At 58.3% G+C, this 21046-nt stretch carries 22 protein-coding genes and 2 pseudogenes; 10 read left to right on the top strand and 14 right to left on the bottom strand.

Annotated features, from left to right (window positions below; genetic code table 11):
* Positions 1-227 precede the first annotated feature (227 nt).
* The 4 genes from ACI512_RS25620 to ACI512_RS25605 all read left to right on the top strand — a co-directional run bounded on the left by ACI512_RS25620 (position 228) and on the right by ACI512_RS25605 (position 4615).
* Positions 228-629 (top strand): REP-associated tyrosine transposase, encoded by a 402-nt coding sequence (locus ACI512_RS25620; RefSeq protein WP_236383047.1) that lies wholly within the window; start codon positions 228-230, stop codon positions 627-629.
* Between the two features lie 628 nt (positions 630-1257).
* Entirely contained in the window at positions 1258-3000 is a 1743-nt protein-coding gene (locus ACI512_RS25615) for an OPT family oligopeptide transporter (RefSeq protein ID WP_236383046.1), read from the top strand.
* A 135-nt stretch (positions 3001-3135) separates the two neighbouring features.
* Entirely contained in the window at positions 3136-3762 is a 627-nt protein-coding gene (locus ACI512_RS25610) for a glutathione S-transferase family protein (protein ID WP_236383044.1), read from the top strand.
* 127 nt (positions 3763-3889) lie between these two features.
* On the top strand, positions 3890-4615 hold the full coding sequence (locus ACI512_RS25605; protein ID WP_236383042.1) for a BPL-N domain-containing protein: 726 nt from the start codon (positions 3890-3892) through the stop codon (positions 4613-4615).
* 278 nt (positions 4616-4893) lie between these two features.
* On the opposite strand, the gene ACI512_RS25600 is transcribed toward ACI512_RS25605, so the two are convergent.
* Positions 4894-6141: a hypothetical protein gene (locus ACI512_RS25600; RefSeq protein WP_236383041.1), complete on the bottom strand. Its 1248-nt coding sequence runs from the start codon at positions 6139-6141 to the stop codon at positions 4894-4896.
* A gap of 147 nt (positions 6142-6288) precedes the next feature.
* On the opposite strand from ACI512_RS25600, the gene ACI512_RS25595 reads away from it, so the two are divergent.
* The gene (locus tag ACI512_RS25595) at positions 6289-7008 is read left to right on the top strand and encodes a hypothetical protein (protein WP_405121414.1); all 720 of its coding nucleotides are present in this window, start codon (positions 6289-6291) and stop codon (positions 7006-7008) included.
* Here ACI512_RS25595 and ACI512_RS25590 read toward each other — a convergent pair.
* The 3 genes from ACI512_RS25590 to ACI512_RS25580 form a co-directional block, all read right to left on the bottom strand.
* Positions 6992-7372 carry a hypothetical protein gene (locus tag ACI512_RS25590; RefSeq protein ID WP_231810087.1) on the bottom strand — a complete coding sequence of 127 codons (381 nt, stop codon included), beginning with the start codon at positions 7370-7372 and terminating at the stop codon, positions 6992-6994. The two genes, ACI512_RS25595 and ACI512_RS25590, sit on opposite strands and share 17 nt — an antisense overlap.
* A gap of 94 nt (positions 7373-7466) precedes the next feature.
* Entirely contained in the window at positions 7467-8162 is a 696-nt protein-coding gene (locus ACI512_RS25585) for a DUF1963 domain-containing protein (protein ID WP_236383843.1), read from the bottom strand.
* 41 nt (positions 8163-8203) lie between these two features.
* Positions 8204-9067 (bottom strand): LysR family transcriptional regulator, encoded by an 864-nt coding sequence (locus ACI512_RS25580; RefSeq protein ID WP_093541130.1) that lies wholly within the window; start codon positions 9065-9067, stop codon positions 8204-8206.
* Positions 9068-9179: 112 nt separating this feature from the next.
* On the opposite strand from ACI512_RS25580, the gene ACI512_RS25575 reads away from it, so the two are divergent.
* Positions 9180-9788 carry a LysE family translocator gene (locus ACI512_RS25575; protein ID WP_236383844.1) on the top strand — a complete coding sequence of 203 codons (609 nt, stop codon included), beginning with the start codon at positions 9180-9182 and terminating at the stop codon, positions 9786-9788.
* Positions 9789-9802: 14 nt separating this feature from the next.
* Here the strand turns inward: ACI512_RS25575 and ACI512_RS25570 are convergent, their stop codons facing one another.
* The 5 genes and pseudogenes from ACI512_RS25570 to ACI512_RS25550 all read right to left on the bottom strand — a co-directional run bounded on the left by ACI512_RS25570 (position 9803) and on the right by ACI512_RS25550 (position 12417).
* Complete coding sequence (locus tag ACI512_RS25570) at positions 9803-10339, bottom strand: hypothetical protein (protein WP_244159495.1); 537 nt, start codon at positions 10337-10339, stop codon at positions 9803-9805.
* 38 nt (positions 10340-10377) lie between these two features.
* Entirely contained in the window at positions 10378-10620 is a 243-nt protein-coding gene (locus tag ACI512_RS25565; protein ID WP_236383992.1) for a hypothetical protein, read from the bottom strand.
* Between the two features lie 362 nt (positions 10621-10982).
* The gene (locus ACI512_RS25560; protein ID WP_102062106.1) at positions 10983-11621 is read right to left on the bottom strand and encodes a DUF2625 domain-containing protein; all 639 of its coding nucleotides are present in this window, start codon (positions 11619-11621) and stop codon (positions 10983-10985) included.
* 30 nt (positions 11622-11651) lie between these two features.
* A pseudogene (locus tag ACI512_RS25555) lies at positions 11652-11763 on the bottom strand (transposase domain-containing protein); the annotation flags it as partial.
* 183 nt (positions 11764-11946) lie between these two features.
* Complete coding sequence (locus ACI512_RS25550) at positions 11947-12417, bottom strand: hypothetical protein (RefSeq protein WP_231810101.1); 471 nt, start codon at positions 12415-12417, stop codon at positions 11947-11949.
* Positions 12418-12652: 235 nt separating this feature from the next.
* Here ACI512_RS25550 and ACI512_RS25545 point away from each other — a divergent pair, with 235 nt between their 5' ends.
* On the top strand, positions 12653-13453 hold the full coding sequence (locus tag ACI512_RS25545) for a GNAT family N-acetyltransferase (RefSeq protein WP_236383821.1): 801 nt from the start codon (positions 12653-12655) through the stop codon (positions 13451-13453).
* Between the two features lie 498 nt (positions 13454-13951).
* Here ACI512_RS25545 and ACI512_RS25540 read toward each other — a convergent pair whose 3' ends face one another.
* From ACI512_RS25540 to ACI512_RS25520, 5 genes are all read right to left on the bottom strand, one after another.
* Positions 13952-14311, bottom strand: coding sequence for a hypothetical protein (locus ACI512_RS25540; RefSeq protein ID WP_405121413.1), 360 nt, complete (start codon positions 14309-14311; stop codon positions 13952-13954).
* A 927-nt stretch (positions 14312-15238) separates the two neighbouring features.
* Positions 15239-15628 (bottom strand): hypothetical protein, encoded by a 390-nt coding sequence (locus ACI512_RS25535; protein ID WP_064052831.1) that lies wholly within the window; start codon positions 15626-15628, stop codon positions 15239-15241.
* A 291-nt stretch (positions 15629-15919) separates the two neighbouring features.
* Complete coding sequence (locus ACI512_RS25530; RefSeq protein WP_236383846.1) at positions 15920-16819, bottom strand: alpha/beta fold hydrolase; 900 nt, start codon at positions 16817-16819, stop codon at positions 15920-15922.
* Between the two features lie 373 nt (positions 16820-17192).
* The gene (locus ACI512_RS25525) at positions 17193-17786 is read right to left on the bottom strand and encodes a hypothetical protein (RefSeq protein WP_405121412.1); all 594 of its coding nucleotides are present in this window, start codon (positions 17784-17786) and stop codon (positions 17193-17195) included.
* Positions 17787-18363: 577 nt separating this feature from the next.
* Positions 18364-18645, bottom strand: a complete 282-nt coding sequence (locus ACI512_RS25520) for a hypothetical protein (protein WP_130910228.1) — start codon at positions 18643-18645, stop codon at positions 18364-18366.
* A 220-nt stretch (positions 18646-18865) separates the two neighbouring features.
* Here ACI512_RS25520 and ACI512_RS25515 point away from each other — a divergent pair.
* From ACI512_RS25515 to tnpC, 3 genes and pseudogenes are all read left to right on the top strand, one after another.
* A pseudogene (locus ACI512_RS25515) lies at positions 18866-19162 on the top strand (transposase); the annotation flags it as partial.
* Positions 19159-19503, top strand: a complete 345-nt coding sequence (tnpB, locus tag ACI512_RS25510) for an IS66 family insertion sequence element accessory protein TnpB (protein ID WP_003425037.1) — start codon at positions 19159-19161, stop codon at positions 19501-19503. The pseudogene ACI512_RS25515 and the gene tnpB, both read left to right, overlap by 4 nt.
* Before the next feature lie 37 nt (positions 19504-19540).
* Complete coding sequence (gene tnpC / locus ACI512_RS25505) at positions 19541-21046, top strand: IS66 family transposase (protein ID WP_003425038.1); 1506 nt, start codon at positions 19541-19543, stop codon at positions 21044-21046.

The following is a 21046-nucleotide window of genomic DNA, read 5'->3' as shown; positions in this document are numbered from 1 at the left end:
GATTGTGGTCAGTCATCGTATGACTGTAAGTGGATCTCGGCAATGGTTGTTTTTTTAACGCGGTGGGCGATGGCCTCGCTCCCTTGCTAACCGCCTAACCTTGCTTACCCCAACGATTTTAAGCGCCGCAATAGGCCCAGATACATTCAGTCATCAAGTGATACTGGCCCCCCGCACACCGCACGCTAGCGTTATTGCTCTTCAGGACTTTCACCAAGAGCAGCGGAATGCGCCCCATACCCCAATCCCATCGTCTGCGTCACGGTCGCTATTCGGAACACGGACGCAGCTACCGGATTACCGTCGTCGTTCATCACCGTCAGCGTCTATTCACAGACCTTTCCCTGGGGCGTCTGCTGGTTGCCGAATTCCGGCAGGCTCATGAGCGGGGACTGGTCGACTCTCTGGCCTGGGTCATCATGCCTGACCACATTCACTGGTTGTTTGAGTTGAAGCAGATGACCTTGGCCGACGTGGTGCGACGCATGAAGTCGCGTAGCACATTGACCATCAACCGACACCGTCAAAGCAAAGAACGTGTCTGGCAACCGGGCTATCACGACAGGGCGGTGCGGGAAGAGGACGATATTCGCAAGATGGCCCGCTACATCATTGCCAACCCATTGTGAGCCGGCTTGGTGGAGCGGGTAGGGGATTATTCATTATGGGATGCGGCGTGGCTTTAAGCTGAAACGGAGGTTTTTCCAGCAAGACCGCTCGTTCGGCTCACCCTGTTTTTGATGAGCGGACTTCTCTGGGAAGCAAGCTTTTGTGATGGTCGAGCTTTCGTGGTGAGCGGGCTTTTGTGGTGAGCGGGCTTGCCCCGCGCTGGGCTGCGCAGCAGCCCCAAAACCTGACCACGCGTTCTGCCTGATTCAACGCACTGGTCCCATTAGGGCCGCTTCGCAGCCCAGCGCGGGGCAAGCCCGCTCACTACAAAAGGCCCCGCCCCTCAGCCCCCGTGCGCACTTGCTGGGCTCCTCTGGTGATCGAGCCTCTGTAGTGATCGAGCTTTTGTGGTGAGCGGGCTTGCCCCGCGCTGGGCTGCGCAGCAGCCCCAAAACCTGGCTACGCGTTCTGCCTGATTCAACGCACTGGTCGCATTGGGGCCGCTTCGCAGCCCAGCGCGGGCGGTGCGACGATTCGACAAGCCCGCTCACTACAAAAGGCCCGCCCCTCAGCACTCCATCAGGAACCTTCAGCCCCCCGCAGGGCTCACTTGTCTGGTAGCCCCGTTCCCTGCCGAAAGGAATCCGCATGCCCTCGACCTTGCCAACGCTCCCCATGCACGCCCCTGTCGAACGTGAGCTCAGCCTGCGCGCCGTGATCACCGGCACTGTCCTTGGCATTCTGCTCACGCCTTCCAACGTGTACGCCGGGTTGAAGATCGGCTGGTCGTTCAACATGTCGATCATCGCGTTGCTGGTCGGCTACGCGATCTGGCAGGGCCTGTCCAAGCGCTCCTCCGGGCAACTGCCGTGGACGCTGCATGAAAGCAACATCAACCAGACCGTCGCCTCGGCAGCGGCATCGATCATTTCCGGTGGGCTGGTGGCGCCGATCCCGGCTTACACCTTGCTCACGGGCAACCAGCTGGACGCTCTCCCGATGATCGCCTGGGTGTTCTCGGTGAGCTTCCTGGGGATCTGGATCGCCTGGTACCTGCGCCCATCACTGCTCAATGACAACGCACTGAAATTCCCCGAGGGCATGGCCACCCTGGAAACCCTGCTGCACATCTACAACCACGGCCGCGAAGCCGCGACGCGCTTGAAGGTGTTGCTCAGTGCGGCGTTACTGTCCGGCTCGGTCAAGTGGGTGGATACCTTTGTCTGGGCCTTCCCGCGCTGGTCGCCGAGCGCCTCGTGGGAGCGCCTGACCTTCACCGCCGACCCATCGCTGTTGCTGGTGGGCTTCGGCGGGATCATCGGTATTCGTGTGGGCCTGACCCTGCTGCTCGGTGCTTTGCTCGCCTGGGGTGGCCTGGCGCCGTGGCTGTTGGCGCAAGGCTTGGTGACATTGCCGGCCGACAGCAGCGGCCCCCAGTTCGCCGCCCTGGTGGAGTGGTTGCTGTGGCCGGGGGTGAGCCTGATGGTGTGTTCCACCTTGGCCTCGCTGGCCATCCGTTTATGCGCCCTGCACCGGTCGACCCAAGCCGATGGCGGTACCCCTTGGCGTATCCCCAAGCCCGGACCTGCCGCCGGTTTCGCCCTGTCGATTGTGCTGGTGGTGGGCCTGCAGGCGCTGTTATTCGGGATCAACCTGTGGATGGCTTTGCTGACCATCCCGTTGGCCATCTGCCTGGCCGCCGTGGCCGCGCGTGTCGTCGGTGCTACGGGTATTCCGCCCATCGGCGCCATCGGGCAACTGTCGCAGTTGAGCTTCGGCATCGTCGCGCCGGGGCAGGTGCCGATCAACCTGATGAGCGCCAACACTGCCGGTGGTTCGGCCGGGCAATGCACGGACCTGATGAATGACTTCAAGGTCGGCAAGGCCATTGGCGCCACGCCGCACAAGCAAGTGATCGCGCAGATCCTGGGGATTTTCGTCGGCAGCATTGTGGGCGTGTTCGCCTACCTGGCGCTGATTCCCGACCCCCAATCCATGCTGCTCACTGAAGAGTGGCCGGCACCGGCGGTCGCCACCTGGAAAGCTGTGGCGCAAACCCTGACCCTCGGGCTGGATTCGTTGTCGACGAGCATCCGCTGGGCAATCGTGATCGGCGGCTTATTCGGCGTGTTGCTGGGCGTGCTGGACAGCACCTTGGCGGCGCATCGCGCCCGCTACCTGCCCAGCGCCGCCGCCTTGGGCCTGGCCTTTGTATTGCCGGCCTCGGTCTCGCTGATGATGGCCCTGGGCGCCGTGCTCACCTGGCTGGTGAGCTGCCGCTGGCCGAGCATCACCGAACGCTTTGCGATCACTGCTGCTGCGGGGTTGATTGCTGGGGAGAGCATTACGGGCGTAGGGGCTTCGTTGTGGGCGATGGTGGGGAACGGCTGATCAGCCAAATGCCTCCTTTCCAACTGACGCCCCTGGTAACGATGGCGCTCGTCACCTGGAAAATTATTTGATGGCACTGCGCGACGGTGGCGTAGTCTGTTTATCCACAACCCACTCTTGCCCAGCGGAGCCTCCATGATCATCGTCCATCACCTCAACAACTCACGCTCGCAACGCATCCTGTGGCTGCTTGAAGAACTCGGCCTGCCTTATGAGATCAAGCGTTACCAACGCGACCTGAAAACCAACCTCGCGCCGCCTGAACTCAAGGCCATCCACCCGTTGGGCAAATCCCCAGTGATCGAAGACGGCGGCCGGGTGCTGATCGAATCCGCCGCCATCATCGACTACCTGATCCGCCACCACGGCCAGGGCCGTCTGCAACCGGACCCTGCCAGCGCCGCCTACGACACCTACGTGCAATGGCTGCACTTTGCCGAAGGCTCGGCGATGCTGCCGCTGATGCTCAACCTCTACGTCGGCCGTTTGGGCGACGCCGGTGCGCCGCTGCACCCGCGTATCGAGTCGGAAGTGGCTAACCATCTGGGTTACCTGAATGACGAGCTGGCGGGTAAGTCCTATCTGCTGGGGGATGAGTTGAGCGGCGCGGATATCCAGATGAGCTTCATCGGCGAAGTGGCCGGTGCGCAGGGCAAGTTGCAGGCCTATCCAAACCTGGCGGCCTGGGTGGAAAAATTTCAGGCGCGGCCTGCTTATCGCAAGGCGGTGGAGCAGGGTGGGGAGTATGCGTTTGCCAAATGAAGGGTTTGGCAATGCCACGCCAGGCCCATAAACAGCGCGCCTATTGTGACCGGTGTTTACAACTGTTAACGGATTGATTGGCGCAGTCGTTATAGGCTTTGCCCTGTCCCTACAGGAGTCTTCGGTCATGAGCCTACGCGCTGTCGCCGCCACGTTGTTTGCATCCGCGCTGTTGCTGCCTTCGCCTGCCGAGGCTGCGACGCCCATTTCCCACGTCGCCATCTACCGGGGCCCGGCGGGCTGCGATGACTGTTCCGAGAACGTGGCGAAGGCCCTGCATCGCCTCAACCCCGACTACCAGATCGATTACGTGGGCGCGGATGAGGCCATCGACATCACACCGAAAACCCTGGCGCGCTACGACCTCTACGTGCAACCCGGCGGCGGCCAGGACATTCCCGGAGCCCTGCGCAGCCTGGGCGATGCGCGCAGCGAGGCGATCCGCGATTACGTGGCCAACGGCGGGCGCTACCTGGGCTTGTGCATGGGCGCCTACCTGGCGGATGACAGCAACCTCGGTTTGATCCCGGTGGATCTCGACGGCGAAGCCGGCCGCCCCGGCTTCGAAGTGCCCGACATCGCCGACGCCGCCGTGCAGGTCACGTGGGACGGCAAGCCTGACCAGGTGTTCTTCCAGGACGGCCCTTACTTCCCCAAGGTCGCGCCCTTCACGGCCATCGCCACCTACGGCAACGGCGACGTCGCGGCCGCGCGGTACACCTTCGAGAAGGGCGTGGTGATACTGAGCGGCCCGCATCCCGAAGCCAGCGCGCAGTGGTTCGAGAACGCCGACATTGCGTTGAGCAAAATGCCGCAAGGCGACCTGTTTGGCTCGCTCATACGCCACTTCTAACCGCTCCTCCATTTCCTGTAGTGAGCGGGCTTGCTGTGGTGAGCGGGCTTGCCCCGCGCTGGGTGGCGCAGCCGCCCCAATAAAAACACCGCATTCTTTCCGACAGAATGCGGTGCCTGGGTTTGGGGCGGCTGCGCCACCCAGCGCGGGGCAAGCCCGCTCACCACATTAAGCCCGCTCACCACAGTAAGCCCGTTCACCACAAGTGCGCCGCGGCTAAAACACAATGGGCGATCAACCGCCGTGTCGATGTGTTCTTGCGCGGCGTGGAGCTTTAGTCAGCGCACCACATCCAGCGCTTGGATTTCATTCACATAGTGGGTCTGGCTCGACGTCGACTCCAGCGTCAGGGCGACGCCCAGGTCCTCGATAAACGCGCGTGAGGACGTGTAGCCGTCCTGCTCACAGGCCAGCCGGATGGCGTCACCTGTCAACGACGCGAACACCTCGCGCGCCGGGAAGCGCTCGCCGACCTTACAGGTCAAGGTGGTCTCGGTCGGTTTGTCAGTGGGCTTGACCGGCACATTGGCCATCTTCAGGTGGGCACTCAAGGTCTGGCCCGGCGCCCAATGGGTCGGTAGTTTGACCTCGGCCTCGCGGGTCTGCAGCACCTGGCCTTCACCCACACCGTTCATTTTCGATTTCAGCTGGATCAGGTCCGCCACCATTAACCGGTCCACATTAAAGGCGTTGCCATAGGCCTCATTCTTGACCAGCAAACCGCCTTCGGCCTTGAACCGGATGGTGATCGGCGCCTCCTTGCCCGCGTCATTTTTTGACAGATAAGTGTAATTCAGCGACTTGAACTTGGGCTGCAACAACGGTGCATCGAGGCCCTGGAGCACAGTGGGCGGCACCGGCACATCGGCGAGATTCGTGTCGGCCACCGTGCGCGGGTAATCGACCGGCGCAATGTCCGGCCGCAGCAGCGCCACCAAGCCGGGCGTCACACCGCCCTGCACCGAACAGCTCACGCGAGAATGATTACCCTCCGGCTCCACGATCAGCACCCGCTCCACATGGCGCAGCCCCGGCGCCTTGCCTGGCATCGGCTTGATCGCCTGCCAACTGTTGCCCACCTTGAGTTCGCTGCGCGTGTATTGCCCCTCGCCTTTTTGCAGCGCACCGGGTGGGTCCAGCAGTGCCGCGAAGCGCTGGGCGACTTCATCAATGTTGCCGTCCACCGTAAAACCCCAGAAGTAATACAGACCCAACGGGCCAAGATCGCTGACCTCATCGTTGTAGGACAGCAACTTCAAACCGGCGATGGCCGGCGCGCTCACCGGCACCGCAGTGGCCTTGGGGTCGGTGCGATCGCGCACCGCGATCCAGCTGAAGTCCTTCTCCTGCTTGAGGGGCGCGTAGGCCCGCCAGGCGTCGCGGTGGGTGTTCAGGCTGCTGAAAAAACTCGCGTCGCAGCGGGTGAAAGCCTTGAGGGTGTCGACCAGTGCGGCGTCGTCGGCGTGGGCGAGGGAAGGCAACAGCAAGGCTGAGGCGAGGGCGACGGCGGACGCGGGCAACTTCATAGCGTGGGATTTCCGTATCGAGGCGGGAGGAGGGGCATTATCCAGAGATTGTCGAGTGGGCTCTAGCGCTTATCGTGACGACTGACTTAAGGCTTGCCCCGTCGCTGCCGATAACCTGAAAGACCCCGCCAATCATGGATTGATTAAATGGCCCTTATCCTCAGCTCTGCCTCTATCCCACCCGCCAATACCGCCCTAAAGCCTTCCGGCCAAAAGCTCACGCCCGAGCCGATGACGGACGCCGCTAAGGCCGCATTGGCCAATGCGGCCCCGGCGGCCATCTACCACCCCAGCGAAAACACCTCGATCACCGCGCAACCCCTGGAAGTCATCGACACGTGGGTCGGCCGCTCGGCATCGCCGGACTTGCCTCGATTCGTAGAACGTTACCAGGGCGCAACAAGCACGCTGAAAGCCGCAGTTGAGACCTTTCGGGCCACACTGCCGGCAGACCTGGCCAACAAAAAGTTCGGCTTCACCGTCGAGGCCAATGACACGCTGAAGGTGCTCGACACGGCGGGCCAGCTCAGCCCTTCGGACACTCAACGGCTCAGCGACCTGCTTAATCAGTCCCGCGACCTGAAGCCTGCGTCGATCCAATACCGCGAGGCGACGATCGATATGCTGGACGCCGACTCGCCCTGGTCGGGAAACCTGATGGGCTACTACAGCCTGACCCAGGAAAACTTCGCCGCCACGCTTGACCTGGCCGCACTGTTCAATCGCCCCGGCTCTTTGCCGCCCAAGGAATATTCAGCCGGGTTGTTTATAAACCAACTGGCCTACAAAGGCACAGTCGCCACACGCGAGACGGAAGCGGCGATGCTTGAGCGGCGTGGCGCGCAGCGGTTTACCGCACAGGCCTGACAACGCTGGCCGCGCGAGCCAGCCGCACACCCCAATCGCCGCCGTGCTGCACGTGGCATTCCTCTTCGGAGTCGAAGTGCACGCAGCGGTCCAACGGCACGGCGGAGACGTCAGCGTCCTGCAACGCAGTGGCGGTCAACGCGCGCATGCGCTGGTCGACGCCGCTGGCCAGGGCGTGGTCCTTGCTGGCGCGCGTGTCGAATACCCAGGTGATACGCAGGCTTTGGGGGAACGCGGCGTAGTTGACCGTATGCGTCAGCCATTCGAACCCCGGGATTTCAGCCTTGGCCGTTTCGCAGGCCTCAGTCAGCGCGGCGACCAGTTGGCGTTCAATACCGGCGATTTCACGTTTGGACAGGGCCATGTAATGCTCCGAATGCAGATCAATTGTGGGCGTTGTCGAGCTTGCGCGAGGCCGCGATGGGGTCATCTTCCGCAGCCTGTGTGTCGCATCCCGCTCAATAAAAATCATAATAAAGCGCCCACTCCCCCGTGACGCGGTGCTTCCAGAACATCAAGCTCCCGCTATCCACCACATTCAGCTGGATTTTTGCGTCCGACGAAATCTGGAACACAAACTCGAACCCCTCACCGGGATCGACACCTGATTGGCAGAACGACGGATAGCCGCCGAGCTTATGCTCATAGGTGTGGGTCACCAGGTCGTAGTAACTCTGTATCTCCCCGGCGCGTTCCAGCTTGAGTATTTCCTGCTCAAGCTCAGCAGGCACACCGCCGCCATCCCACAACGGGTAATCCTCTGGCACGGGTTCCGCCTTCAAGGGGAACGGCTTGAGAAACGCGCCCGGCACCGGCAGGGTTTTACGCACCAGCACATCGTCCGGTCCGTATTCGCGTATCAGCCAGTTATCCCCCATGGGTTCAAAATGCTCGGGGAACGGGTTCGACACAAACAGCGTCAACACCCGAACGCCCTTCAGCGCCGGGCTGTTGAAGGGCAGGGCGGGCAAGTAGAACTGCGCGTAGGGCAGCAACGGTTCCCCGGCCTTGTTGGTGGGGATGCCTTCATCGGCGCGGAACAGAAAGACGTTACCCAGCCAGCTTTCTTCATCAGTGCCCGCAGGGCGAAAACCGCCGGCGATGAGTTTGAGCGCCGGGCGGGCCAGGCGTTGTTTGACGTCTTGGATATCCATAAGGGTGTGAACCTTCCTTTTGATAGCGGTACGCGACAGGGCTATGCCTGAGCTCTAAGTGCACTGATGATAAACCCATGCAGGCTGTTGACGGCCTTGGACCCGCGCGAGGCCCTACTACGTAGAATCGACACCTCCATGGGTTCGATAGCGCCCAAGCCGTGTTCGCCGCTCAAGACCTGTAAGGATGGCTGCACGGTGCATTGGGTAATCGCAGCAATCGCCAGCCCACCTTCCACGGCGGCGACCTGGCCGGCCAGGCTGGAGCTGTTGTACACCACCTTGAATTGACGGCCCTGTTGCGCCAGTGAGTTCACCGCGTACCGGCGCGCCAGGCTTTCGCTTTCGTAGACGGCGATAGGCACCGGGTCTCGGCGCCACAGTTCGAACTGCGGGGAACCTACCCAGACCATCGGCTCCTTGAACAGAAAAGTCCCCGTGTGCGCCGAGTCCCTGGACACCAACGCAAGATCGAGGTCGCCACTGCGCACACGGGGGATCAGGGCGGTCGACTGTTCACAGGTCAGCTCGATGTCCACCCCCGCATACCGTGGCGCAAACCGTTTCAGCACTGGCGTGAGGTACTTGGCCGCGTAGTCCTCGGCAACGCCAAGGCGGATGCGCCCGGTCAACGCTTCACCGTGAAACGCCGCCTGGGTTTCGGCGTGCAAGGCGAGCATGCGGCGGGCATAGCCCAGCAACGTCTGGCCGTCGTCGGTCAGTTGAAGGTGCCGGGGGCCACGGTTCAGTAACGGCCGGCCCAGCGCAGCCTCAAGTTTTTTCATCTGCATGCTGACGGCGGACTGCGACCGATTGACCTCATGGGCCGCACCCGACAGCGAGCCAGCGTCCACCACGGCCACAAAGCACTTGAGCCAATCGATCTGCAAATCGCTGGAGGACATGGTGTTTACCTTTATTCGCTAATCGAATGGCTACGCCGTGAATTATGCGCTTTTCACGGTAGTTGTTCATTCGCAAGATAGCGGCCAGAACCTACCCATTAAGGACCTGATCATGCCCTTCGAGACCTGGTTGCTCTACCTGTTCACCTGCTGCGGGATATCCGTGGTGCCAGGCCCGAATGCGTTACTGGTGCTGACCCATGGCGCGCTGCACGGCAGTCGCAGAACCCTGTTCACCATCAGCGGCGGCGTGCTCGGTTTTGCCCTGGTGCTTGCGCTGTGCGCGCTGGGCCTGGGCGCACTGATCCAGGCCTCGGCCAGTGGGTTCGCGGCCTTGAAGATCGCCGGCGGGCTCTACCTGATCTGGCTGGGCTACGGACTGTGGCGCGCCGGCCCCGTCACCCTGGAAACGGCGGCTACCACCGGCCTGCGACGCTGGTCGCTGTTCCGCCAAGGGTTGGTCTCGGCCCTCTCAAACCCCAAGGCGCTGCTGCTGTTCACCGCGTTTATCCCACCCTTCCTGGACCCCCACAGAAACATCATCACGCAGACCGCCATCATCGCGCTGACCTACGCCGTGGTGGAGTTTGTGGTCGAATACCTGGTGGCCAGCGCCGCGCACCGGGTACGGCCCTGGTTGGCTCGCACGGGGCGGCGGTTCAATAAAGTCTGCGGTGGGTTCTTCGTGTTGTTTGGGGTGGCGTTGCCGTTGCATAGCTGAGGGCGAGACGTGGCTCAGAAGTTATCGCCCCAGTTGCACAACTTGCTCTCACCCAACGGCACCCGGGTGCCCTCAGTCTTGCCGACCAACATGCGCTTGAGCGTCACCCCGCACTTATAGCGACCCGCTGCATCCAGTTCGTAATCCATCCCCGCCTCCGGCACGAAAGTGAACATGTTGTAGCAACGATTGCCGATGTAGTGAAACGCGATGGGCTGCCCGGCCGGCACCCGCAGTTCACTCATCACCGTGGCATCCGAACCCCGCTCGACGGGCGCCATGCCCAAGCTTTCGCCATTGCGGTCTGCGTAGCCATCTCGGTTGACCACCATCACCCCCGCGCCGGGCAGGCGGAAGTTGATGCAGTTGGAATTGGGCACGGCGCGCACCATGCCATCGCTCATCACACGCAGGCGCACGGTTTCAGCGCTGGTGGGCGTGGCGTAGGGCGTGGAGAAGGAGCGCACATCCGTCAATGCGCCGCAGCCGGTGAGGGCGGCGAGGAGGGTAAGGCAGATGAGGGGTTTGAGCAGGCGCGGGGAGTTGTTCATGGTGTCGATTCCATTCGTAAGGGGGTCGATAAGCGTGGTTAGGCAACCGAAACACGCACCCGTTGCCACTCATTCCAGCAGTCCTCGGCGACGATATCCGGATAACCCCGCTCGGTTTCCATCGCCAGCGCGGTGCTGAACGGCAGCGCAATACAGGTGGCTGCATCGCGGATTTCACACGCTTCAGTTTCGGTCAACGGCGCGCCCTTTTTCGCCTCGGCGGCGGTGAGCACAGCCACAAGGGCGGGGACAAAAACCAGGCATAGCGGATCGGTGGACATCGAGTTGTTCCCTGAGTGAGCGGCGCAAAAGGTGCCAGTGTAAACGTGGGAAACCAAATCCGTCGCCTCAATCTCCCGTTTGTCCAATTCTCTGACCCCAATTCTCCCTTCCGAAGTCAGCCGGGTGATGAACCTAAAGCCTTCTGCCACTGCTTCTTTCTCAAGGGCGGAAATTTGTGGCGGCAGGTGCGTGACCTGATGAATCTCTATTTGCGGTCAATCCTCCCTGATGGGGTACGAAACCCTTCTAAGCGTAAGCGTCCGGTAATTACACATATCAACTTTGAAATGTCTGTGCGTTACCAGCGCACGTTGACTCGCTGCCGTTCTACATTACTTTCATTAAGAATGATCGCCCGGGCCTACAACTTGCTGGCTAATGTGCAGTTCAAATCATACTGTTCAGCCATACTTACAACCCTGCGCGCGCTTATCGCCACTGAGCCCTCTTGTGTCCATAGGAATGGATAGAAAGACACGCATTGATCACCGCTCACACGCTGGATGTCGTCGTGCCAGGATTCCCAACGCAGGCCCTCATAGAAGGCCGCCGTACGATTGCTCACAGCCCATTCCAAGAAGGCGGTATAACCGATGCCCAATGGCTCCCAAAGCAGGTTGTCGGGCGCCCAGTAATACACCGCTCCCACATCATCACCCAAGCCGCCGCCGTTGATGGAAAAGCATCCACCTGCGGCGTCATCTGCCACCAGCAGATGCCCTTGCGCACGTCCCTCGCTCCATCCCGGCAGGGTTCTTGTGAGTTTTTGATGACCTGAACCAAGGATACGAAGCCAGCCATGATCAATCAGTATCCCGCCAGTCTCAAATGCTATAGCGCCCAAAGTCGACTTGGTCGTTACCTGTAGCTGTAGGAGGACGCTGGTGTTTTGAGGGGAGGGGGGAAGCAAGTCGTAGGGGCGGTCGGCCTGCTCCAGCATCTCCCGTACGTAGATCATGGCTGGATCATTAATTTCAACCAAATCTTCTATGCATTTCATTAGCCAATCCTTGATAGCAAGAACTCTAAGTTAGACGGGGACCCACTGATGCGGCAACAACTGTTCGATTCTCGCTAGCCCGTTGCGTCGGCAGCCGTATCAGCACTTCTCTGAGATAGGCAGACGGATCATGCCTATTCACGAGCATGAAATAGGGGTCAGACCACCATTATTGAAAGCGTGGTCTGACCCCAATTCTCCCCAATTCTCCTGTTGGCTTCCTTGGAGTCTTAAGCGGATCGCAAGCTTGACAAGATACCTCAATCATTCCTCTTAGCGGAGGCAAAGGTCAGCCGTGCACTGTCCTGAACGACTGCTCTTGGGGTCATGCGCCCACGTCATTTATCAGTTCGCGCCAGACATCCCTTGCCTTCTGCTCCGAGGTAAAGATTTGTACTTTTGGATGCCAGAACTGCCCCTCAATTACGATGCATTCCAGGGTAGAGTCCTGAAACGTAAAGACATAATGGATGGCATCTTTTAGAAACCGCTGTTTATCGTGTCGCGGATGAATGGCGTTTCTCTGCTCAAGCTCTGCTAGCCAAGGCGAATTATCTATTCGATGAATTTGGTAATGCTTGAGGCCAAGTCCAATAAGCGGATGACCGCCCAAAGCCTCGTCGTTTGGTGAGCCGAACTGAATTTTTTTAACTAGGGGAAAATGGATTACAGCTATTTCTTCCCCAGCGGTGCAATACCGTAAACATAGCTGCGTGTCCGTGGCAAACACGATGGGGTCGGGTGACGTACTTGGCTGTGGCCAGGAGTCAAGCAGCACTACGGTTGCGAATGACATAGGGAAGCCTAGTGAGGGAATAGGGGGGCAAAACAGAGTGCGAGAGCGACGCGTTGTCGTCAAACGTTTCTGATCGCGATGGGCTGCTTCTGGCCGATTGCAGCCCTTCGCGACAGGCAGTTATCGAACCTAAAGGGACACCGGAGCAGGTTATCTACTAGCTGTGTGTTTGGAGGTGTGTATTGTTGAATTTGCCGTTACCCTTCTGGGACATCAAGCAATAAGGACTATGCACATGAGTGTCGGAATGGCTCATGCGATTGAGGCCGCAGAAAGCGAGTATTTGTGTGCCCGCGTCGAGAGTTTGTCTCGGATAAGTGGAAACCCTTTTGGTGCTCGTGTGTTTTTCAACGAAGCTTTTCCATGTTTTCAGGTGAAGGCATCACCTAGCCCGATGCTCAATCGCATCTACGGCGATAGTACCGACAGACCCAAGTCACTATTGAGCTTGCTCAAGGAATCAGCAGAGTATTCGACAGTAACGCCTCTTATCGGAAAGGCCTCGACTTTGGAACAGTACGCTTTGGTGGGTGAGAAGCGGCTGGAGCGTCTGAGGGGGTGGACGCATCTGCAACTCGCGTCCACTATCGAAAATGTGGTCTTGAATCACCACTCATTCGAAATCGAAGAAGCCACCTCACAAACGCTTCCTGAGTTCGCAGCCGTGCATGCGAGTGGATTTCATACCAAGCTAGAGCATCTTCAGTTGAGCCAGGCTTCGTTCGCAGGACTGATGTCAAATGAACGTCTGAAAATCTACGTCCTTAAAGCTGATGGAAAGGTCGTGGCAGGAGCGTTGATGTACCTGGCCTGCAATGGAGTTGCCTACCTTGGGACGGCTGCCACCCGAAAAAATGCACGAGGCCAAGGCTACCATGGTGCCCTGATATCTCATCGGATAGAGCAAGCAAAAAAACACGGCAGTCTTGTGATCGCCGCAACCGCGCTTCCCAGCTCGCAAAGTCGCCGAAATTTGCAGCGTACAGGGCTAGCGACATCCCACGCTCAAGCGCTATATCGCCTGGTAGATAGCTGAAGTCTGCTCTTGGCCGGTTGCTGCCCGTCACGAACGGCATAAATCGGCCAGAAGCAGCTCTCTAGACCAGACATGTCGCGTCGATTTAGAGAGCAGAGAGTATTGAATAAACTGCCCTAAGGTTTGGAATGAAGTGAGGTGTCGGGCCCGACGCCAACTCACTTGCGACTTGCGTGATAAATTCCCGCGCCCGCTCAAGTGGAAGGCCGATGATTTCATAAGGAAGCCAATCATCATTCATGGCATCCTCGTATGCCTCGATTACATACAGCAAATAGTCGCCTTCAGAGGTATCTCGGAAGGCACTGTACTCCTTTGGAGAACTAAGGCGCGTGCTCAACTCTACTACTTGCGCGGACCCAGGGGCGTCTGGATATTGCCAACGCGGTGACGCTGAAAGCTCTCTTGTTTCAGCGATTAAATGAGCGGTGATTAAGTGACTCCAAATCATAAGCTAGGTAGCCTGCATTGAAGGTACTGGGGAGAGCGATTCGCCGGTTACCACACCAAGATGGGAAATACATCGCGCCGCGTACTTACGACATAAGACTCCAATCCATTTTTCTCAGGACAGATTTTCAAGATCATTTTCGCACTGAAGGTGATGGTTAATACCCCAAAACTATCAATTGAAAAAGCTTCCACATCGAGGTTTAAAAATTCAAAAAACAAAGGGCTTGTAGTAGCGTCTTCACCATGCCCCCAGTTGCACACCTTATTGATATCACTGACGAATGGGCACTGAATTAACACGCTAGCCATATCACCAAAAAGCAGGATCTGCGAACCGATCCCGACAGTTACACCCGTTAGCGCTGAAGGAACCATTTCGGCCAAATCTGAATCACTTATCATCATTCCGTACTCTGGTCACACCGGTGGATATTGAAGAATCATAGGTCTGAATCGACTCTCATTTTGTAGGAAGATCATATATCTACTTGTTATAGCTTCCACTCATTCTGACCACCAGGTCCTTGCAGAGAAGGCTCGGGCGAGCGTCCGCTTCTGGCCGAGGCTGTGTAAAAACGTTTTTTTGCGCGATAGGCACTCAAAACTGGACTGAAAATCATGCTTCTATGCGAAATTCGCATGTGCTGATAAATTTCAGATTTAACGTAGATGCGCGCACTTCAATTTTGGCTAAGCGTTTTTACACACTCTGGCCCGATAACCGTCTTCCACTCCGGCAATGGCGCGTCCTGTTCTACTTTCCGATCAAACCTCACGCCCTTTAGCTCAAGTGCATTTCGAACACTTTGGCAAGCCGAGCCAGCTTCTCGGCAGATCTGGCAGAGATAGCGAGAGGAGGCTCTTTGATCATGTAGAACAGATGATCGAGTGCGACACCTGCCTCGCCGTGCGCTATGTAGATCCAGAACGATCTCTGCCCCATTCTCAAGACCTGACTGTGCCAGTGGATGACCATCAGGCAAGGGGCCAAGCTGCGCATATTCAGCGGACATCAGTGTAGAGACCTCATCCAGCACTTCGAGGAGGTCTTCACGCAGATCGGGACTTAGCTGATTCATTTCGCCTCTATCCATGTCGTCATATGCTCAGTTTGTACCACCATTTGCCGAAGAGTCGCAGCGCTGACTCCACGGCTGACAGCTTTCGACCAATTGCAGCCCATCGCGATCAGCGGCTGTTGGCCAGAACCAGCTGTTGACTGACTCTGCGACAGGACATCACGAGCCGAATGGTGAAGTTGAATAACGCTATTTCTTTTTACAACCGGCCGAGTGGCCCGCTTAAAGGATTGAAATAGGGGTCAGACCACCATTATTGAAAACGTGGTCTGACCCCAATTCTCTCAATGAGTGGGTAGTGCTCGATGCGACACGGATGCGGGTGGCCGTCGCCCTTGCAAATCCCATCCAGATACCGGTAGTCAATCTGCACCGACTGGCCTTTTCGAGGCCATTGCCGACGCGGGAGGGTGTTCTGGTAATCGGTGGTTTCCGGGGTGAAGGTGACCGTCGAGCCTTGCTGGGGACATTGCGTGGTGGGGGAGGTCGGGGCGACCTTGAGGATTCGCCCCTGCAGCTGTGGATACGGTTGTTTCAAGACGCTGACGATCTGTACGTCCAGCCGGCAAATCTGCCAGCTCGCCGCGTGGACGGGGCTGCACAGGGTGGTGAGCGCAAGGGCCAGCGCTGCGTATGTTTTCATGGGTTAAATGTCCAGATCCTTGGAACAAGCAACCTGGCAAAGCCCTGAACTTCCGTCAGCTTCTGGCTGACTTAGTCCTTGGCGCCGGGTCAGTTGGGGAGTGGTAGCACTATGCCAATTACCCAGCGGCCAATACAAGTCTTATGACTTTAATGTTCCCCTGTGGCGAGGGAGCATGCTCCCGCTGTGAAATAGGGGTCAGACCACCATTATTGAAAACGTGGTCTGACCCCAATTCTCCCAATTCTCCTCTTTTACGGCGACTCATCACTCGAGCAACTCCGTCGCCGTTCACTGGTTCAAGAACCTGATGACAGCACTAGCGAACAGTTCTGGCTGATCAAGCATGATGAAGTGAAAACTGCCGTCAATGCGCCTGAAGCTGATGTTTGGGGTAGAGGCATAGGCGTTACGGAACATTGCATCGACGTGGGCCGCTTCTACGCCGAAAAGCAGATCGTAGGCATAGACGACTTCAACGGGCACCTTGATGCGTCCAAGCTCAGGCCGGAGGTCTGAGACCATCAATTCATACATGGCATTGGCCATAGTCTTTCGGTCCGAGTTTATCCCCGCCGCGATTAGGCCTGGTCTGACCGCTTCAGTTTTAGCGAGACGGGCGATGGAGGCATGTTGCATGGCTTCCGCCTGCTCAGGCGTTGCCGCCAGCATTGCATCACGCATCGCAGCAGCATACGGGGCCGCCGTTTCACTGGTCGCGGAGGGATCAAACAGCAAAGTATAAAAGGGCATCGCATCGACAATCATCAGGCGTCCCACTTGATCGGGATGACGAGCACCTAGCATCAGTGCCACCTCACCACCCAACGAATGACCGATGATGACCGGCGACTCGATGCGCTGGCTGCGGATGTATTCAACGATCGCCTCGACCGTGGACGCGACTACTCTCCCGTCCGGGTCGGATACAGCAGGCGAGCCAGCAAACCCAGCTACCTGTATAAGATGGAGACGGTGGCTGAGGCGTAATCTGGAGGCCAAATCTGTCCATACTTCGTAGGACGACGCAAATCCTGGAATTAAGATGATATCTGTACCCGAGCCTTGTACCAGCACGGAGATACCACCCTGGTTCACAGTTCCTGACGGCAGGGGTGCAGGCTGGGCTGGCGATGCAGACAACAGCGCCAGCATGGTGCCGATCCCAGCAAGGATCATTCCTGTACGCATTGAGCTCCCCTTTTCGCGCAATGCGTAGTGACATTTACATCGACAGGTAGGCCGCTTAACGGGTTCATAGCCACTCCTTTGACCGAAAAAGTATTGCCACTATACGGAGCCCATCGGCACCAGAAAACTATCCCGGCCTGCAATTTTTGGCGTCCGCTTTGCGAAATAGGGGTCAGACCACCATTATTGAAAGCGTGGTCTGACCCCAATTCTCCTGGCGCCAATGGTTCGAGCTGGAAATTATCAATGGCCTGGCGTTGGCCTAGTGGGAAGAGCAGGGCAGGCCGGAGGACTTCTCAGCCAGCTGGCGCGAGGGCTATCAGCAGGAAGCCCTTGAACTGGTGAATGAGTTGCTGGCGCTGGTCGCTGATCCCTAAATCCCCGGATAGAGACCGGGAGGCGGCTGGTAATCCGGGTCCTTGAAGCGACTGTTGTTGTAGTGGGTTTTGGCGGTGGGGCCGACAGGCGAGTAAGTCACCTCCGGATTAGGCGTGAGATGCCATCCCGCGCCCTCTTTGTCGCGCTCGATCAACAAATGCCTGGCCGTGCAGGTGCCGCTGGAGCCCGACGTCAGGCTGAACTGATAGTAACGCCCGGCCTGCGGCGTGAACTGCACCGTGACAAAACAGGATTGAGTACGCGGCCCCTCCCAGAACAGCCCCACATGGGTTTCGAGGCCGGGCCGCACGCGGGTTTCATAGTAGTCGGACGTCAAATGCTGCCCGGCTTTGGGCATGCCCTGATCCTGCGTATGGATGAAGGGCAGCGGCCCGCTGCGGATGACACCGCCCGAGCGCACACCGTTTTCGTATTGGTAGATATCGGCGTGCTGCGTGAAATTGACGATGCGTACCCAGGCGGGGTTCGGCTCATTGTCGGGGGCGGTGAAGTAATGGGTCTGTGGGAAAAACTGGCAGCCGGTAAACAGCGGCAGGATCAACAGGCAGAGCGTGGGGCGTATCGACATGGCGCGGGTCCTTTGCAGCGTTGTGCTACAGACCACACCAAAGAGGACACATTCCCCCAGCCGATCAAAGAAACCTTCACCACCGAACGTCTGCCCATAGCGCGCGGTCAGCGAAAAAGGGGGCAGACCACCTTTATTGAAAGCGTGGTCTGACCCCAATTCTCCAATTCTCCTAACGGGAGTAACTGTCGGGATCGGTTCGCAGATCCTGCTTTTTGGTGATATGGCTAGCGTGTTAATTCAATGCCCATTCGTCAGTGATATCAATAGGGTATGCAAGTGGGGGCATGGTGAAGACGCTACCACAAGCCCTTTGTTTTTCGAATTTTTAAACCTCGATGTGGAAGCTTTTTCAATTGATAGTTTTGGGGTATTAACCATCACCTTCAGTGCGAAAATGATCTTGAAAATCTTTCCTGAGAAAAATGGATTGGAGTCTTATGTCGTAAGTACGCGGCGCGATGTATTTCCCATCTTGGTGTGGTAGCCAGAAAAACGCGATTGCTCTCAGCGAAATAGGGGTCAGACCACCATTATTGAAAACGTGGTCTGACCCCAATTCTCTCCGTCATCGTCTCTAGAGCGATGTTCGGTCGACACCTTGTACAATCTCGCTTGTTACAAAACCCACCCCGCAATGATCGCAATAAAACCCATCAACCAGCTGCTCCAGCGGCGCTGCTTTCAGAAGGGCAGGCTTGCATTCATCAACTGCTAGCTGATCCAAGCGTTGATAGCCTGCTTTTTCTTCCCCATTGAAGCGTTTTTTTGGGCTTGCTGCTCCTATCAGAATTCCCTTTGGTCTGACGTGTTGGACGGATCCACAGCGGGGGCAGGATTCCATAGGGTTTTGGTTCATGGCATGACCTGATTTGAGAGGGGCGAGAGTAATGATACCGATGAACTCAAGAAATCCGTAACCGTCCGGCCAGCACCCTCTCCTGACAGCCCTCCAAATTGGCCAAGATAGTGGACACCATTTTTTAGTGGACACTATCTTGGATACAGTTGCCCCAGCCCGTCGAGCCGGTCGCCGCCCCAACTTTCCGCTGGACTTTAAACGCCAAGTCGTCGAGGCCACCTTCCAGCCTGGCGCCTCCGTGTCATTGATCGCTCGCGAACATGACGTCAATGCCAATCTGGTCTTTCGCTGGCGGCAGCAATACCAAGAAGGGCTATTCGGCCCGGTCAGCCAGAGTGCTTCGTTTTTGCCAGTCCAGGTGATCGAGGCGCCAATGGATCTGCCGCCAGTCTTCCAGCCACAGGCAGAGTGTCATTCCGAGATCGCAGTTGAGGTAGGAAAAGCCAAGTTGCGTATCACCGGAGCACCAGACCCGCAGACGCTGCAACTCGTCTTGCAGCAGTTAGTGCGATGATTGCCCCTCCCGCTGGAACCCGTATCTGGATCGCCGCTGGCGTCACGGACATGCGTCGTGGCTTCGACGGTTTGGCGGCCATGGTGCAGACTCAACTGGAAGCCGATCCCTTCTCCGGTCAGATCTTCGCCTTTCGCGGACGGCGTGGTGACCGGATCAAACTGTTGTGGTGGGATGGCGACGGCTTGTGCCTGTTTTGCAAACGGTTGGAGCAAGGACGCTTTGTCTGGCCGCAAGCAACCAGCGGCAGCGTGTCGCTGACGACCGCGCAGTTGTCGATGCTGTTGGAGGGCATTGATTGGCGCCGGCCAATTCGTACAGCACCCGTCCTCGCGGTCTGACTTGCCGCGCTGAAAAAATCCCCAGTAATATTCGGGCATGACCCTCGTGACCGACTCCCTGCCGAATGATCTTCAAGCCTTGAAGGCGCTGATCGCTGCCCAGCACGCAGAGATTGAGCGCTTGAAGATGATGATCGCCAAGCTGCGTCGTACGCAGTTCGGTCGCAGCTCCGAGCAACTGGAAGCGATGATCGACCAGCTCCAGTTGAGCCTTGATGAGCTGCAAATCAGCCAAGCCGAAATGACACCTCCAGTCGAGCCGGCACCTCGCGCAGTTTCGCGCCGTAAACCATTGCCTGAACACCTACCTCGCGAAACCCACGTTCATCAGCCCGAGTCGCAATGCACTGGCTGCGGTGGGACGCTTCGCCATTTAGGTGAGGATGTGTCCGAAGTGCTGGAGTACGTTCCGGCACGTTTCAAAGTCATTCGCCATGTCCGTCCGAAGTGGGTTTGCCGCTGCTGCGAGCACTTCGCCCAGGTGCCGGCACCGAGTCGCCCGATCGCCCGAGGTCTTGCCGGCCCAGGGTTGTTGGCCCATGTGCTGGTCTCGAAGTTTGTCGATCATTTGCCGTTGTATCGGCAGTCCGAGATCTACGCCCGTGAGGGCGTGGAGCTGGAGCGCTCAACCCTGGCCGACTGGGTTGGCCAGAGCAGTCAGTTGCTGCGACCACTGATCAACGCCCTTGAGCACCACGTCATGAGCGGACACAAAGTCCATGCCGACGACACGCCGATTGGCGTGCTCGCGCCGGGCAACGGCAAGACCAAATCGGCGCGCCTGTGGACGTACGTGCGGGACGACCGACCTACGGGGGACGCGACACCGGCGGCGGTCTGGTTTGCCTACTCGCCGGATCGCAAGGGGCAACATCCCCGCGCGCATCTCAAGCGCTTCAGCGGGATCTTGCAGGCGGACGGCTATGCCGGTTTTGCTCAACTATATGCCACGGGCACCATTGAGGAAGCGGCGTGTTGGGCTCACGCCCGGCGCAAGTTTTACGAGGTCTACAAAGACCTGGCTTCACCACTTGCCGCCGAGGCGCTGCAACGGATTGCGGCCCTGTATGCCATCGAAAGCGAGATTCGAGGGCAACCGCCCAACCTGCGAAAAGTGGTTCGGCAAAGCCGAGCCAGTCCGCTGCTGGAACAACTCCACGCGTGGCTCAACCAGACGCTGACTCAACTGTCGAAAAAATCGGCATTGGGCGGTGCGATTCTCTATGCCCTCAATCGGTGGCAGGCCTTGGTGCGCTATTGCGATGACGGGCGAATTGAGATCGACAACAACGCTGCCGAACGCGCGCTACGTGCTGTCGCGCTAGGCAGAAAAAATTATCTGTTCGTCGGTTCCAACGCCGGCGGCGAACGAGCGGCTGCGATTTACAGCCTGGTGGGTTCAGCCAAACTCAACGACCTGAACCCGCAAGCCTATTTGACACACGTGCTGGAGCGCATCGCCGACCACCCGATCAATCGGGTCGACGAACTGCTGCCCTGGAACGTTTCTCTCGCCTCCACGGAACTCTGCGAGGCCGCCTGA

Origin of the sequence: Pseudomonas petroselini (assembly GCF_045037875.1) — a bacterium.
Lineage (GTDB): Bacteria > Pseudomonadota > Gammaproteobacteria > Pseudomonadales > Pseudomonadaceae > Aquipseudomonas > Aquipseudomonas petroselini.
The sequence above is the reverse complement of the archived record's forward strand: the minus strand, read 5'-3'. Positions and strand labels throughout refer to the sequence as shown.